10 protein-coding genes and 4 tRNA genes are annotated in these 16583 nt (G+C 25.4%); 12 read left to right on the top strand and 2 right to left on the bottom strand.

Annotated features, from left to right (window positions below; genetic code table 11):
- Nucleotides 1-45: 45 nt before the first annotated feature.
- Nucleotides 46-927 carry a methylenetetrahydrofolate reductase gene (locus BUCIPICE3303_RS00150; protein ID WP_154049108.1) on the bottom strand — a complete coding sequence of 294 codons (882 nt, stop codon included), beginning with the start codon at nt 925-927 and terminating at the stop codon, nt 46-48.
- 714 nt (nt 928-1641) lie between these two features.
- Between BUCIPICE3303_RS00150 and BUCIPICE3303_RS00145 the strand changes: the two genes are divergently transcribed.
- The 12 genes from BUCIPICE3303_RS00145 to rpoC all read left to right on the top strand — a co-directional run bounded on the left by BUCIPICE3303_RS00145 (nt 1642) and on the right by rpoC (nt 14022).
- Nucleotides 1642-1714: transfer RNA gene (locus BUCIPICE3303_RS00145), tRNA-Thr, on the top strand.
- An 8-nt stretch (nt 1715-1722) separates the two neighbouring features.
- Nucleotides 1723-1804: transfer RNA gene (locus tag BUCIPICE3303_RS00140), tRNA-Tyr, on the top strand.
- A 9-nt stretch (nt 1805-1813) separates the two neighbouring features.
- Nucleotides 1814-1885: transfer RNA gene (locus tag BUCIPICE3303_RS00135), tRNA-Gly, on the top strand.
- Nucleotides 1886-1922: 37 nt separating this feature from the next.
- Nucleotides 1923-1996: transfer RNA gene (locus tag BUCIPICE3303_RS00130), tRNA-Thr, on the top strand.
- A gap of 241 nt (nt 1997-2237) precedes the next feature.
- The gene (gene secE / locus BUCIPICE3303_RS00125; RefSeq protein ID WP_154049107.1) at nt 2238-2624 is read left to right on the top strand and encodes a preprotein translocase subunit SecE; all 387 of its coding nucleotides are present in this window, start codon (nt 2238-2240) and stop codon (nt 2622-2624) included.
- Between the two features lie 3 nt (nt 2625-2627).
- On the top strand, nt 2628-3170 hold the full coding sequence (nusG, locus tag BUCIPICE3303_RS00120; protein ID WP_154049106.1) for a transcription termination/antitermination protein NusG: 543 nt from the start codon (nt 2628-2630) through the stop codon (nt 3168-3170).
- A 66-nt stretch (nt 3171-3236) separates the two neighbouring features.
- Complete coding sequence (gene rplK / locus BUCIPICE3303_RS00115; protein WP_154049105.1) at nt 3237-3668, top strand: 50S ribosomal protein L11; 432 nt, start codon at nt 3237-3239, stop codon at nt 3666-3668.
- A 2-nt stretch (nt 3669-3670) separates the two neighbouring features.
- Nucleotides 3671-4360: a 50S ribosomal protein L1 gene (gene rplA / locus BUCIPICE3303_RS00110; RefSeq protein ID WP_154049104.1), complete on the top strand. Its 690-nt coding sequence runs from the start codon at nt 3671-3673 to the stop codon at nt 4358-4360.
- A 172-nt stretch (nt 4361-4532) separates the two neighbouring features.
- Complete coding sequence (gene rplJ, locus BUCIPICE3303_RS00105) at nt 4533-5024, top strand: 50S ribosomal protein L10 (RefSeq protein ID WP_154049103.1); 492 nt, start codon at nt 4533-4535, stop codon at nt 5022-5024.
- A gap of 51 nt (nt 5025-5075) precedes the next feature.
- Nucleotides 5076-5444, top strand: coding sequence for a 50S ribosomal protein L7/L12 (gene rplL, locus BUCIPICE3303_RS00100; protein ID WP_154049102.1), 369 nt, complete (start codon nt 5076-5078; stop codon nt 5442-5444).
- Between the two features lie 226 nt (nt 5445-5670).
- Nucleotides 5671-9702, top strand: a complete 4032-nt coding sequence (rpoB, locus tag BUCIPICE3303_RS00095; protein WP_154049101.1) for a DNA-directed RNA polymerase subunit beta — start codon at nt 5671-5673, stop codon at nt 9700-9702.
- A gap of 87 nt (nt 9703-9789) precedes the next feature.
- Nucleotides 9790-14022 carry a DNA-directed RNA polymerase subunit beta' gene (gene rpoC / locus BUCIPICE3303_RS00090; protein WP_154049100.1) on the top strand — a complete coding sequence of 1411 codons (4233 nt, stop codon included), beginning with the start codon at nt 9790-9792 and terminating at the stop codon, nt 14020-14022.
- Nucleotides 14023-14216: 194 nt separating this feature from the next.
- Here rpoC and metE read toward each other — a convergent pair whose 3' ends face one another.
- The gene (metE, locus tag BUCIPICE3303_RS00085; protein ID WP_154049099.1) at nt 14217-16499 is read right to left on the bottom strand and encodes a 5-methyltetrahydropteroyltriglutamate--homocysteine S-methyltransferase; all 2283 of its coding nucleotides are present in this window, start codon (nt 16497-16499) and stop codon (nt 14217-14219) included.
- Between the last annotated feature and the right edge of the window lie 84 nt (nt 16500-16583).

Genomic DNA, 16583 nt, shown 5'->3' with positions numbered 1-16583 from the left:
ACATAATCATAAATTAAATTTATAAACTAATATTTATTAAAAAAACTAAATTAAACCTAACTTACGGCAAATTTTAAAACTTAAATCGGATTGATTTAATGTATATAAATGAAAATTCTTGATACCTTCATGATATAAATTAATTATCAAATCTACAGCAATATTTACACTTAAATCAATACATTTATTTATATTTTCTGAATTCTGATAAAAAGAATCCAAAATCCAATTCGGAACATAAACATTTGTCATATTAATAAATTTTTTTAATTGATTAATATTTAATATAGGTAATATGCCAGGTATTAAATCGATTTTTAGTCCTATTCTTAAACAAGAATCACGAAACTTTAAAAATTTATCAACACTAAAAAAAAACTGTGTAATAGCTGTATTAACACCTAAATCTACTTTATTTTTTAAATTTATTAAATCCTCTTGTAAACTATGAGATTCAGGATGTAACTCAGGATATGCTGCTACTAATATTTCAAAATCATTTACAGATTTTAATAATTTAATTAAATCAACAGCATATATTATTTTTTCAGAGTATTTAGAGGGTAAATCGCCTCTTAAAGCAATAATATTTTTAATTCCATAATTCCAATATTTATATGCAATATCTTTTATTAAAGATTCATTTAATCCTATTGTAGTAAAATGAGCAAATAATTTTACATTAGTTAACGAAAACATTTTTTTTAAAACAGAAAAAGTTTTATCACGCATATTTATACATACACTATTTGTTACTGAAAAAAATTCTGGATGACATTTATTTAATATATTAATTGAATGAAATAATTGATTTTCTAAAAAAATATTCTTGGGAGGAAATACCTCAAAAGAAATTTTAATCTTATTTTTTAAATCAAATGATTCATAATTATATTTTTTTTTTTTATCTTTAAAGATAGTTATCATATCTTCATCCTAATTGTAATTATTAATATTTATGTTATTAAAACTTAAAATATATATCAAATATATATTTAATGTAATACATACATATCTATTAAATATAAATTTTTTTTATTTAAAATAAATATACATTATCAAATTTCTTTAAATATTTATTGATATTTATAAATAAATGAAAAAATAATTTAACTCTTGATTTTATCCTAAAAAAAAATAAATATATAAAATATTATAAACATATAGTTATGAAGTATATCGATTATTTATAAAAATAAAATCATATATATAAAGAAATAATTAATTCTTAAATATATAATTTTTTATATAAAAAATACATTTAATAATTTTAAAAAAATAAAATTTAATAAACATGAATAAAATAGAAAATTTTTTTTATAATCTAAAAATTATTTTTTTTAAATAATTATAACATTTATTAAATTTATAAAATACTTTAAAATATATCTTATATATATTTATTAAAAATAAATATTTATATTATAATAAAATATTTTATATTTATAAAAAATATGTTACAATTAAAAAAATAAAAAAAATATTTATTTTTTTTTTAAAAAAATATTATATAATTAAAGTAATTATTAATTTTTTTTCAATAAAAGATATAATCTTTTATATCTAAAAAAAAATATAATTAAGTTTTTTATAAAAAGTTGTTTAATATTTTTAATTAAAATATTATAATATTATTTTCTAGCCGGCTTAGCTCAGCAGGTAGAGCAACTGACTTGTAATCAGTAGGTCACCAGTTCAATTCCGGTAGCCGGCAAAAATTTAGGTGGGGTTCCCGAGTGGTTAAAGGGAGCAGACTGTAAATCTGACGTCATTGACTTCGAAGGTTCGAATCCTTCCCCCACCAAAAATAAAAGCGGACATCGTATAAAGGACATTACCTCAGCCTTCCAAGCTGATGATGCGGGTTCAATTCCCGCTGACCGCTATAAAAAATTTACATAAAAATAAATGATATCAATAAAGCTGGTATAGCTTAGCTTGGTAGAGCACATTCTTGGTATGAATGAGGTCCCTAGTTCAAATCTAGGTATCAGCAAAAAAAATTTTTATTATAAATACTAAAAAAATCGTTCTATTTAAAAAATAAATATATTTTAATTATTTTCCAAATATTCAATATATTTATTAAATATAGTTATTTTTTTTAATTAAAAAATCAGAAATATTTAATTATTATTTTTTTAAAAAAAAATAATTTATTTATTATAATAATAATATTATAATATTATAAATAATTTTTTAAAAAAACATTTACCTTTTAAAAGAGAACTATAATTATGCATCTTCATAACATATATAAAATATATATGAACCATACAGAAAAAATAAAATGGTTTTGCATAATTACAATAATTTTATCAATAATTTTAAATTATATTTTTTTTCTAAACAAATCATCACAAATATTCAAAATACTATTTTTTAGTACATTATTAATATTATTAATAAATATATTTATTCGTACAATTATAAGTAAAAAAATATTTATTTTTATAAATGAAATAAAATTAGAATTATCAAATATTGTTTGGCCTTCATATAAAGAAACTTCACAAATTACAGGAATTGTTATATTATTAATAATCTTAACATCCGTATTTTTATGGATACTAGATGGAATTATACTACGTGTAATGTCCTGTATACTTGCTCCGAGGTTATAGAAATTGTCTGAAGATAAAAAAAAATGGTATGTTCTTCAATCTTTTTCAGGATTTGAAAATAGAGTGGCACAATCTATATTAAATCATGAAAAAATAAAAAATATGAAAGATATATTCGGGCAAGTAATTGTTCCATCTGAAGAAGTTATAGAAATTCGAAAAGGAAAAAGAAAAAAAAGTGATTATAAATTTTTTCCAGGATATATTTTAATTGAAATGATTATGAACAACTATAGTTGGCATTTAATAAAAAGTTTACCTAAAGTATTAGGTTTTATAGGTAATACTTCTGAAAAACCAACACCTATTAATGATAATGAAATAACAATTATTTTAAAAAAACTAAAAAAAATTGGCGATAAACCTCGACCAAAAAAAATATTTGAACCAGGAGAAAATATCCGTGTTAATGATGGCCCCTTTTCAGATTTTAATGGCATTGTCGAAACCGTTGACTACGAGAAGAACAGGTTAAAAGTATCTGTGTCAATATTTGGACGATCAACACCTGTCGAATTAGATTTCAGACAAGTGGAAAAATATTAAATATCAAGATCCAGTAAAAAAAATTTTTATTTTTATAAAGTTGTTTACTTAATTACAAGAAGAATTATGAATAAAAAAATTACAGCTTATATAAAATTACAAGTACCATCTGGAATGGCTAATCCTAGCCCTCCAGTGGGGCCGGCTTTAGGGCAAAAGGGAGTAAATATTATGGAGTTCTGTAAAAGTTTTAATTTACAAACATCTAAATTAGAAAAAGGTATTCCTACTCCAGTTATTGTAACTGTTTATTCTGATAAATCATTTACTTTTATTATCAAAACACCCCCTGCCTCAATATTATTAAAAAGATGCTTAAATATTAAAAGTGGATCTAAAAAACCTAAACACGATATCATCGGTCATGTTACAAAAAAACAAATCAATCAAATTGCTAAACAAAAAATGGTAGATATGACGGGATCGGATATAAATCAAATAGAAAAAACTATTGAAGGAACTGCTCGTTCTATGGGAATTACAGTAATAAAGGAATAAAAATGCAAAAAAAATCAAAAAAAATGCAATTCAATCAAAAAAAAAAAAAAAATAAAAAAAACTATAAGATAGAAAAAGCAATAAAAATATTAAAAAGCATGAAACACGCTAATTTTATCGAAAGTATAGATGCAGCATTTAACTTAAATATTAATACTAAAAAATCTGAACAAAACATCCGTGGGTCTGTTATATTACCTCACGGAACTGGTAAAAAAATAAAAATAGCAGTCTTCACTACTGGAAAAAATGTAAAGATTGCTCAATCATGTGGCGCTGATTTTGTAGGAATGGAAGATTTAGCAAACATTATAAAAAAACAAAAAATTAAATTTGACTTAATCATTGCTTCACCTGAATCCATGGAATTAGTTGGAAAATTAGGACCAATATTAGGACCGAGAGGTATTATGCCTAATCCAAAATTTGGAACTGTAACAAATAATATAGAAAAATCAATTCAAGATGCACGAAAAGGAAAAATAAACTATAAAAATGATAAAAATGGAATTATACATAGCAATTTTGGAAAAATAAATTTCTCTCATAAACACTTATATGCAAATTTTTTAGCACTATACAATTCTATTAGACAATCTAAACCTACCCAATTAAAAGGAATTTATTATAAAAAAATTAGTATATCTACTACTATGGGTTTAGGAATAAATATTGATCATCTTTCCTTATAAAATCATATTATTAATTAAATTAATTATACGTTCTATAAAATATATTTTTTTAAAAAAATAATCAATGATATATGAATATTTCATACACAATTTAAACGCCTCCTATCCTTAAATTTATAATATAAATTATTTATAATTGTTTATAAACATCATAACAAATAGGATAAAAACAATGGCATTAAATCGAAATAAAAAAAAAGATATAATCAAAAAAATTAATACAATTGCAATAAAAGCATTATCTGTTATTACAGCAAATCCATCAAAAATTGAAGTTAATAAAATCAATATACTACGTAAAAAAGCTAAAAAAATTCATGTAAAAATTTATATAATAAGAAACACTCTACTTAAAAAATCTTTAAAAAAAACCCATTTCTCTAAACTAATTAAAATCCTAAAAGGACCAAATTTAATTGCATTTTCTCTTCAACATCCTGGGAGTGCAAGTAGATTATTTATAAAATTTAATAAAAAAAATATAAATTTCAAAATAAAAAACGCAATTTATGAAAATAAAATACTTGATTTAAAAGAAATCAATGATCTGGCAACACTACCAACATATATAGAATCTATTCTTAAATTTACATTATTATTAAAAGAAATATCACTAGGAAAATTACTACGATTACTTCATCACATTGCTCATAAATCAATATAAAAAATCTAATTTTTTTTACATATATTCTTAACTGATTTGGAGATAATAATTATGTCAATTACTAAAGAAGAAATTTTAAATACTATTTCTGAAATGTCAGTAAAAGAAATTATGCAATTAATTTCTGCAATAGAAAAAAAATTTGATATATCATCAAATATTCCATTAGATGCTAAACCAGATTCTACAACGACAAAAACAGAAAAAAAAGTTTTATTTAATGTAAAGCTCACAGCAATAGGAAGTAATAAAGTCTCAATTATTAAAATAATACGTAGTACTACTGGACTGGGTTTAAAAGAATCAAAAGATCTTGTAGAATCAGCGCCTACGATTATTAAAGAAAATATAACAAAAGAAAATGCAGAAATTTTACAAAAAAATCTAATAGATTCTGGTGCTACAGCGGAAATTACATAAAATCAAATTATTTCCAATTTATACTAATGTATATACACTAATAACTGGTGATGTATCAGTCACCAGTTCTTATAATTACTATAATATAGTATAACTTATTTAATAAAAGTAATACAAATTAAATAAAATCTAAATCAAAAATATTTATTTTTAAATAAAATAAATATTTATATAAAATAATTACATAAAAAATTATTTATAATTATCATAATATACTAAGGAAACAATGGTTTACTCTCATACTGAAAAAAAACGTATTCGAAAAAATTTTGGTAAACAAAAAAAAATTTTAGATATTCCTTATCTATTATCTATTCAAATAAATTCATTTAAAAATTTTATCCAATCTAATCAAAATAATCATGAAGGACTAGAATCTGCGTTTCAATCAATTTTTCCTATTCGCAGTTATAATGGATGCGCTGAGTTACAATATATCTCATATACTTTAGGTAAAAAAACATTTAATGTACAAGAATCACAAATTAGAGGTACAACATATTCAGTTCCCTTGAGAGTAAAATTACAATTAATTGTGTATGAAAAAGATTCAAATAATACTATTGTTAAAAACATTAAAGAACAAGAAGTATATATGGGTGAACTACCATTAATGACAAACAACGGTACATTTATTATAAATGGCACAGAGAGAGTGGTTGTTTCACAATTACACAGAAGTCCAGGTGTATTTTTTGATAGTGATAAAGGGAAATCACATTCATCAGGAAAGATATTATATAATGCAAGAATTATACCTTATAGAGGATCATGGTTAGATTTTGAATTTGATCCTAAAGATTATTTATTTGCGCGAATAGATCGTCGAAGAAAAATTCCAATTACAGTTATATTAAGAGCTCTAAATTTTAGTACAGAAGATATACTTAAAATATTTTTTAAAAATGATACTTTTCATATAGAAAAAAATTCTATTACAATGGATTTAATTCCTAAAAGATTACGTGGAGAAATTATACCGTTTAATATTATTAAAAATAAAAAAATATATTTAAAAAAAGGAAAAAGAATAACAATACAACATATTCATGAATTGGAAAAAGATGGAATTACGTCGATTAGTGTACCAAAAGAGTATATTTATGGAAAAATAATTAGTAAAAATTATATTGACCCTAAAACAGGTGTAATATTTATTAAAGCAAATACAAAATTAATAAAAGAAGATTTTAAAAAAATTAAAAAATTCGGATATAAAAAAATATATGTTTTATTTACAAATGATCTTGATCATGGACCATATATTTCAGATACATTACGAATAGATACTACAAAAAATAAATCTACTGCCTTAATAGAAATATACAGAATGATGAGACCCGGTGAACCACCAACAAAAGAAGCAGCTGAAAATTTATTTAACAATCTTTTTTTTTCTCAAGAAAGATATGATTTATCACCAGTAGGTCGAATGAAATTTAATCGATCTTTAAATCGAAAAGAAAACAATGGATCTAGAACTTTACATAAAGATGATATTATTAGCGTCATAAAAAAATTAATTAATATTCGTAATGGAAAAGGAGAAACAGATGATATCGATCATTTAGGAAATCGTCGTGTACGATCAGTTGGAGAAATGGTAGAAAACCAATTCAGAATTGGATTAATTAGAGTAGAGCGAGCAGTAAGAGAAAGATTATCGTTAAGTGATTTAGATACATTAATGCCTCAAGATATTATTAACGCAAAACCTATATCTTCTGCAATAAAAGAATTTTTTGGATCCAGTCAATTGTCTCAATTTATGGATCAAAATAATCCTTTATCAGAAATTACACATAAACGAAGAATTTCTGCATTAGGAATTGGAGGATTAACAAGGGAAAGGGCTGGTTTTGAAGTAAGGGATGTACACCCTACACATTATGGCAGAGTCTGTCCAGTAGAAACACCAGAAGGGCCTAATATAGGATTGATTAATTCCTTATCAATATATGCAAGAACAAATCAATATGGTTTTTTAGAAACACCATATAGAAAAATTATAAATAATATTGTTACAAATGATATTCAATATTTATCTGCTATTGAAGAAGGAAATTATATTATTGCACAAGCTAATACAAAAATCAATAAAAAAGGTCAGTTTTATGAAAATTTTGTCACGTGTAGATATAAAGGAGAATTTGGTTTATTTGATAAAAAAAAAATACACTATATGGATGTATCAACACAACAAATTGTTTCAGTGGGGGCATCATTAATTCCATTCTTAGAACATAATGATGCTAATAGAGCACTTATGGGTGCTAATATGCAAAGACAAGCAGTTCCTACAATAAAACCAGAAAAACCATTAGTGGGAACAGGAATGGAAAGATCAGTAGCAATTGATTCAGGTGTAACTATTATCGCTAAAAGAAGTGGAACTATACAATATGTTGATGCATCAAAAATTGTTATACATGTAAATGAAGCAAAAATTAATGCATATCAATCAGGTATAGATATATATCACTTAACAAAATATCTTCGATCTAACCAAAATACTTGTATTAATCAAATACCCTGTGTTCATCTAAACGATAAAATTAAAAAAGGCGATGTATTAGCAGACGGGCCATCTACTGACCTGGGGGAATTAGCGTTAGGACAAAATATGCGTGTAGCTTTTATGCCTTGGAATGGATATAACTTTGAAGATTCAATTCTTATTTCAGAAAAAGTCGTAAAAGAAGATCGGTTTACTACTATTCATATCCAAGAACTATTATGTATTTGCCGAGATACAAAATTAGGTTTAGAAGAAATAACTGCTGACATACCTAACGTAGGTGAATCAGCATTATCAAAACTAGATTCTTCAGGCATTGTATATATAGGAGCGGATGTATCTAGTGGAACCGTTCTAGTAGGAAAAGTAACACCCAAAGGAGAAACACAATTAACACCTGAAGAAAAATTATTAAGAGCTATCTTTGGAGAAAAAGCTTCAGATGTTAAAGATTCATCATTACGTGTTCCTAACGGAGTGCATGGAACTGTAATTGATGTCCAAATATTTACTAGAGATGGAGTGAAAAAAGATAAGCGAACATTAGAAATAGAAGAAATGTTATTAAAAAAAGCAGAAAAAGAATTAATGGAAGAATTAAAAATTTTTGAAATCAATATTATCATGCGAATAAAAAAAATATTAATACAATCAGGTATTAAAGAAAATGAAATAAATATTAAATCTTTAGATCATTATTTTAAAAATTATTCTCAAAAATCTGATCATATAACAAAAGAAATAAAAGAATTAGAAAAACAATATAAAAAACTAAAAAATAAATTTACAAAAAAAATAGAAGAAACAAATAAAAAAATAAAAAAAGGTGATGAATTATCTCCTGGGATTTTAAAAATTGTTAAAGTATATTTAGCAGTAAAGAGAAAAATTCAACCAGGCGATAAAATGGCAGGAAGACACGGGAATAAAGGAGTTATATCAAAAATTAATCCAGTTGAAGATATGCCATATGATAAGCAAGGTATTCCAGTAGATATCGTATTAAATCCCTTAGGTGTACCATCACGTATGAATTTAGGTCAAATTCTTGAAACACACTTAGGACTAGCAGCAAAAGGAATTGGAGATATTATAAATAGAATGTTAAAACAACATAAAAAAATATATAAAATTCGTCAATTTTTACAAAAAGCATATAATCTTGGAGAAAATACATATCAAAAAATTAAATTAAATAATTTTTCTGATGAAGAAATATTACAACTGGCAAAAAATTTACGTAATGGAATGCCGATTGCAACACCGGTTTTTGATGGAGTAAATGAAAGAGAAGTTCAAAAACTATTAAAAATGGGTAATTTCTCTACTTCCGGGCAAATGACATTGTTTGATGGACGAACTGGAGAAAAATTTGAAAGAAAAATAACAGTTGGATATATGTATATGTTAAAACTAAATCATTTAGTAGATGATAAAATGCATGCTAGATCTACAGGATCATATAGTTTAATTACTCAACAACCTCTAGGTGGAAAGGCCCAATTTGGAGGACAAAGATTTGGGGAAATGGAAGTATGGGCATTAGAAGCATATGGAGCTTCACATATATTACAAGAAATGTTAACAGTAAAATCAGATGATGTTACCGGTAGAACTAAAATGTACAAAAATATAGTTAGTGGAAACTATAAAATGGAACCAGGAATGCCTGAATCATTTAATGTTTTAATAAAAGAAATACGTTCCCTAGGAATAAACATTGAGTTAAATAGTGATTAAACCACTTATAAAAGAATAAATTATTAAAAAATAAACTTTATCAAGAACCTACTATATTAACCATTCATATATTTATAAGAATAATCCATGAAAGATATATTAAAAATTTTTAAAAAAAATACAAAACATGAAGAATTCGATTCTATTAAAATTTCATTAGCTTCACCTGAAATTATACGATCATGGTCTTTTGGAGAAGTTAAAAAACCAGAAACAATAAACTATCGAACCTTTAAACCAGAACGTGATGGATTATTTTGCGCTCGTATATTTGGACCTATTAAAGATTATGAATGTTTATGTGGCAAGTATAAACGTTTAAAACATAGAGGAGTTGTATGTGAAAAATGCGGCGTTGAAGTTACTCAAAGCAAAGTACGAAGAGAGAGAATGGGTCATATTGAATTAGCTACACCTATAGCTCATATATGGTTTTTAAAATCATTACCTTCACGAATTGGTTTGCTGATTGATATGCCTTTAAGAGACATAGAAAGAGTACTATATTTTGAATCATATGTCATTATAGAACCCGGAATGACCAATTTAGAAAAATATCAAGTATTAACAGAAGATCAATATATAAATGCTATTGATGAATTTGGAGATGAATTTGAAGCTAAAATGGGAGCGGAAGCCATACAAAAACTTTTAATAAAAATGGACTTAAAAAATACATGTATTCTTTTAAAAAAAGAAATATTAAAAATAAATTCAGAAACAAAAAAAAAGAAAATAACAAAAAGAATCAAATTAATTGAATCACTTCTATCTTCTAAAAATAAACCGGAATGGATGATCCTAACTGTACTTCCAATATTACCTCCAGATCTTAGACCACTAGTTCCATTAGACGGGGGTAGATTTGCTACATCAGATTTAAATGATTTATATAGAAGAGTAATTAATAGAAATAACCGATTAAAACGGTTATTAGAACTTTCAGCTCCTGATATTATTGTTAAAAACGAAAAAAGAATGTTACAAGAAGCAATTGATGCATTATTAGATAATGGAAGACGTGGAAGATCAATAACTGGTTCAAATAAACGGCCACTAAAATCTTTAGCGGATATGATTAAAGGAAAGCAAGGTAGATTTAGACAGAATTTGTTAGGAAAAAGAGTAGACTATTCAGGTAGATCTGTAATTACGGTAGGCCCATATTTACATTTAAATCAATGTGGAATACCTAAAAAAATGGCATTAGAACTTTTCAAGCCTTTTATATATGGAAAATTAGAACAAAACAATTTAGCAACTACTATAAAATCTGCAAAAAAAATGGTAGAACAAGAGGAACCTATTGTATGGGATATACTAGATGAAATTATTTGTAAACATCCAATTTTATTAAATAGAGCGCCAACATTACATCGATTAGGGATACAAGCATTCGAACCAATATTAATAGAAGGAAAAGCAATACAATTACATCCTTTAGTATGTGCTGCTTATAACGCTGATTTTGATGGTGATCAGATGGCTATTCATATTCCACTAACAAAATCCGCTCAAATAGAAGCTAAGTCATTAATGATGTCAACAAAAAATATACTTTCACCTGCAAATGGAGAACCTATTATTGTTCCTTCTCAAGATGTAATTTTAGGTATATATTATATGACGAGAAAAAAATATAATGGAAAAGGCGAAAATATGTTATTGTCTTCTTCTAAAGAAGCTGAACGAATGTATGCTTTAGGAGCTGTAGATTTACATTCTATTGTTAATGTTCGTATATACGAATATACAAAAGATAAAAAAAATAATTTCATAGAACAAAAAAAAATAATAAAAACCACTATAGGAAGAGTAATTTTTTGGACAATCATACCACGTGGTTTACCTTTTAATATGATTAATAAAACATTAAAAAAAACAGATATATCTAAAATTCTAAATACTTGTTATAGAATCTTAGGATTAAAAGATACAGTCAATTTAGCTGATCAAATTATGTATATTGGATTTTCATATGCAGCAAAATCTGGTGTATCTGTAGGTATAAATGATATTATCATACCAAAAGAAAAAAACAATATTATTCATGAAGCAGAAAAAGAAGTATCAGAAATATATAAACAATTTCAAACAGGATTAGTTACTGAGAATGAACGATATAATAAAGTAATAGATATTTGGGCGGTAGCAAATGAAAATATTGCTAAAGCTATGATGAAAAATCTATCACATGATATTTTATATGATTGTCATCAAAACAAAGTAACACAAAAATCTTTTAATAACATTTTCATTATGGCTGATTCAGGTGCTAGAGGATCTGCTGCGCAAATAAGACAATTAGCAGGTATGCGAGGTTTAATGGCGAAACCTGATGGATCGATTATAGAAACACCTATAACAGCAAATTTTAGAGAAGGATTGAATGTATTACAATATTTTATTTCTACACATGGTGCAAGAAAAGGATTGGCTGATACCGCATTAAAAACAGCAAATTCAGGTTATTTAACTAGAAGATTAGTGGATGTAGCGCAAGATTTAGTTGTTACAGAAAAAGATTGTAAAACTCGCAAAGGAATATTAATGAGTTCTTTGATCGAAGGAGGGGATGTAAAAGAATCATTAAAAGAAAGAGTATTAGGTCGAATTACTATAGAAAATATTTTCTATATCGATTCTGCTAAAATTATGATTCCATGTAATACATTATTAAATGAATCATTGTGTAATCTATTAGAAAAAAATTCTATTGATACAGTTAAAGTAAGATCAGTAGTACATTGTGAAACAAGTTTCGGAGTATGTGCATATTGTTATGGACGTGATTTAGCCAGAGGAAAACTAGTTAATAAAGGTGAAGCAATAGGAGTAATTGCAGCACAATCTATTGGTGAACCAGGAACACAATTAACTATGCGAACATTCCATATAGGTGGTGCGGCTTCAAAAGTAGCCTCTGAATCTAGTATTAGAATTCGAAAGGACGGGATTATTCATTTAAATCAAGCAAAATCAGTTATTAACTCCAATAAAAAAATTGTCATTATATCAAGAAATGTTGAATTAAAAATGCTAGATAAGTCAGGAAAAACACAGGAAAGTTATAAAATACCCTATGGATCTATTTTAGCTAAAGGAGAAGGAAAAAAAGTTCATGCGGGTGAAATAATTGCTACATGGGATCCTCATACTATTCCAGTTATTACAGAGGTTAGTGGATATATTAAATTTGTTGATATGATTGACGGACAAAGTATTTTTAAACAAAATGACGAATTAACAGGTTTATCTTCTATAGTCATTTTAGATCAATCTGAAAGAAATATACAAGGAAAAGATTTAAAACCTTCACTAAAAATTATAGATAAAAATGGTTTGGATATATTTATACCAGGAACTGAAATGCCAGCTCAATATTTTTTACCAGGAAAATCTATTATACAATTAGATGATGGGATAAAAATATCTTCAGGAGATACATTAGCTAGAGTACCTCAAGAATCCGTAGGAACAAAAGATATTACTGGTGGGTTACCTAGAGTTGCAGATTTATTTGAAGCAAGAAAACCAAAAGAACTAGCCATTTTAGCTGAAATTAATGGAATCGTTTCATTTGGAAAAGAAACAAAAGGAAAAAGAAGATTAATTCTGACTCCTCCAAATGGAAACAATACTTATGAAGAAATGATTCCTAAGTGGAGACAGCTTAATGTTTTTGAAGGAGAAAGAGTAGAAAAAGGAGATATTATTTCAGATGGACCTGAATCACCTCATGATATTTTAAGATTAAGAGGAATACAAGCTGTTACAAATTATATCGTAAATGAAGTACAAGAAGTTTACAGATTACAAGGCGTTAAGATTAATGATAAACATATTGAAGTCATAATTAGACAAATGTTAAGAAAAGCAACAATTGTAAATTCTGGTGATTCTCCATTTTTACAAGGTGAACAAATAGAATATTCACGTATTATGTTAGAAAATAAGAAAATAAATAAAAATAAAAAAAGAATAGCAACATTTTCTCGAGATTTATTAGGAATTACTAAAGCATCATTAGCTACTGAATCCTTTATTTCAGCGGCATCTTTTCAAGAAACTACTCGAGTATTAACAGAATCAGCTGTTGCCGGTAAAAAAGATAAATTACGTGGATTAAAAGAAAATGTTATTGTTGGACGATTAATCCCTGCTGGAACAGGATATAAATATCATAAAAAGAGATTGAAAAATAGAACAAAAAACTCATCTATGAAAAAAAATAATAATACTTCAATTAGCGCAGAAGAAGCTGCTGCAAATTTATCTGAATTATTAAATTCTACAGAAAGTATAAATAATCGAATATAAAATATTTGATCTAATATTACCAATAAATTCATATATTTTTTACAAAAAATTAAAAAATATACTTACAATATTTTAAAATCAAAATTATTAACAATAAGATTTTATAAAATAATAAATATTTAATATTTTTCAACTAACCACCAAATACAATCAATAACTAAGTGATTGTATTCAGTGGAATAAAAAATTCAAATTTATTTTTTTAAAAAATTTTTTCGAATATTTATAGTAGCTTGTATCATATTTTGTAATGCTAATGATGTTTCTATCCAATTACGAGTTTTTAAACCACAGTCAGGATTAACCCATAATCGTTCCGGTGAAATATATTGTAAAGCTTTAATTAATAATTTTTCTATCCATTTTATAGTAGGTATATTTGGAGAATGAATATCATAAACTCCGGGACCAATATCATTCGGATATTTAAATGTTTTAAAAAATTCTAATAATTCCATATCTGACCGAGAAGTTTCAATCGTAATAACGTCAGCATCTAAATCTACAATCGAAGGCATAATATCATTAAATTCACAATAACACATATGAGTATGAATTTGAGTGCTATCTTTAACACCGGATGAACATAGTTTAAACGATTTTACAGACCAAGATAAATAATTAGTCCATTCTTTTTTACGTAATGGTAATCCTTCTCTTAAAGCCGGTTCATCTATTTGAATTATATTAATACCGGAATTCTCTAAATCTAATACTTCATCTCGTAATGCTAAAGCAATTTGATTCGAAATATTTTCTTTAGAAATATCTTCACGGGGAAATGACCAACATAAAATTGTTACTGGTCCCGTTAACATAGCTTTTACTGGTTTTTTTGTTAAAGATTGAGCAAACTTAGACCATTTAACTGTAATTGGAGTAATACGACTAATATCTCCTACAATAATTGGTGGTTTTACACATCGTGAACCATAACTTTGCACCCAACCATACTTAGTAAATACAAAACCCTCTAAATATTCACTAAAGTATTCTACCATATCATTACGTTCAGGTTCACCGTGCACTAATACATCTAAACCTAATTTTTCCTGTTGAATTATATTATTCTTAATATGTATTTTAATTTCTTTTTCATAATCTTTCTGATTAATTACTCTATTCTTGTAATCTAAACGTAGTTTTCGAATTTCTTTAGTTTGAGGAAAAGAACCGATTGTAGTTGTTGGTAAAATTGGTAAATTTAACTCATTTTTCTGAATTTTAGAACGTATAATAAAATTATTTTTTCTTTTAATTTGATCAAAAGAAATTTTTGAAACGCGTTCTTGAACCACTGTATTATTAACAATATTAGAAGATTTATATTCATCAATTGGTTTTATCCAATTATCTAATTCTTGTATATCTAATTTTTTATTTAATGCGCGAGATAAAATAGATAATTCTAAACATTTTTGAACACCAAAAGAAAACCATGATTTTACAAAATCTGTTAAATTATCTTCTATAGATATATCTAAAGGAACATGCAATAAAGAGCAAGAAGAACTAATCCAAAATGTATTTTTTATCTTCATAAAGGATTGTAATTTATGAAACCATTTAAGAATATTTGCTTTCCAAATATTTCTTCCATTAATAACACCTAATGATAATAATAATTTATCATTTAAATTCTTATGTAATTGAGATAAATTATATTTTCCAGCAATTAAATCAATATGTAAACCATTAACAGATAAATTATTAATTATCTCTAAATTATGATGTATATCACCAAAATATGTAGCTAATAAAATTTTTATTTTATTGTTATTTAATACTTTATAGGAATAGTTAAATGCTTTCTTCCAATCTTCAGGAAGATCTAAAACTAGAATAGGTTCATCAATTTGTATCCATTTAATCTTTCTCAAACTTAACTCTAATAATACTTCTTGATAAACAGATAATATTTTTTTTAAAAGATCTAATTTATTAAAATAAATTCCCTTTATTTTACCTAACCATAAGTAAGTCAAAGGGCCTAATAAAACCGGTTTAACTGGATAACCTAATGATAAAGCTTCATCAACTTCTTCAATAATTTGCTTCCAAGAAAAACAAAAATTTTGATCACAAGTAAATTCTGGAACAATATAATGATAATTGGTATTAAACCACTTTGTCATCTCTGAAGCTGAACAATTTTTATCAGTTAATTTAGATCCTCGTGCTATACGAAATAAAGTATCTAAATTTAATTTTTTTTCATTAATACAATGACGCTTGGGTATATTATTAATCATCATACTAATGTTTAAAACATGATCATACCAAGCAAAATCACCGACCGTTACATAATCTAAACCACTTTCAATTTGAATTTTCCAATTTTTTTTTCTAATTTTTCTTCCAACTGCTAGTAATTCATTTAATGTAATTTTCTTAAGCCAATAGTTTTCTTGAGCAATTTTTAATTCACGATGTAAACCAATTCTAGGAAATCCTAGTATATGATTCTTTATTGCCATACATATTTTTTCCTATTCTTATTTTAAAAAATTTTTAATTTATTAAATAATAAATATATTATTAAATATTAATAATTATAAAAA

The organism is Buchnera aphidicola (Cinara piceae) (assembly GCF_900699035.1).
GTDB lineage: Bacteria > Pseudomonadota > Gammaproteobacteria > Enterobacterales > Enterobacteriaceae > Buchnera_F > Buchnera_F aphidicola_AV.
The sequence above is the reverse complement of the archived record's forward strand: the minus strand, read 5'-3'. Positions and strand labels throughout refer to the sequence as shown.

Coding starts and splice junctions, on each gene's coding strand:
- BUCIPICE3303_RS00150 (WP_154049108.1), bottom strand. CDS start 927: ATGATAACTATCTTTAAAGATAAAAAAAAAAAATATAATTATGAATCA.
- secE (WP_154049107.1), top strand. CDS start 2,238: ATGCATCTTCATAACATATATAAAATATATATGAACCATACAGAAAAA.
- rplK (WP_154049105.1), top strand. CDS start 3,237: ATGAATAAAAAAATTACAGCTTATATAAAATTACAAGTACCATCTGGA.
- rplA (WP_154049104.1), top strand. CDS start 3,671: ATGCAAAAAAAATCAAAAAAAATGCAATTCAATCAAAAAAAAAAAAAA.
- rplJ (WP_154049103.1), top strand. CDS start 4,533: ATGGCATTAAATCGAAATAAAAAAAAAGATATAATCAAAAAAATTAAT.
- rplL (WP_154049102.1), top strand. CDS start 5,076: ATGTCAATTACTAAAGAAGAAATTTTAAATACTATTTCTGAAATGTCA.
- rpoB (WP_154049101.1), top strand. CDS start 5,671: ATGGTTTACTCTCATACTGAAAAAAAACGTATTCGAAAAAATTTTGGT.
- rpoC (WP_154049100.1), top strand. CDS start 9,790: ATGAAAGATATATTAAAAATTTTTAAAAAAAATACAAAACATGAAGAA.
- metE (WP_154049099.1), bottom strand. CDS start 16,499: ATGGCAATAAAGAATCATATACTAGGATTTCCTAGAATTGGTTTACAT.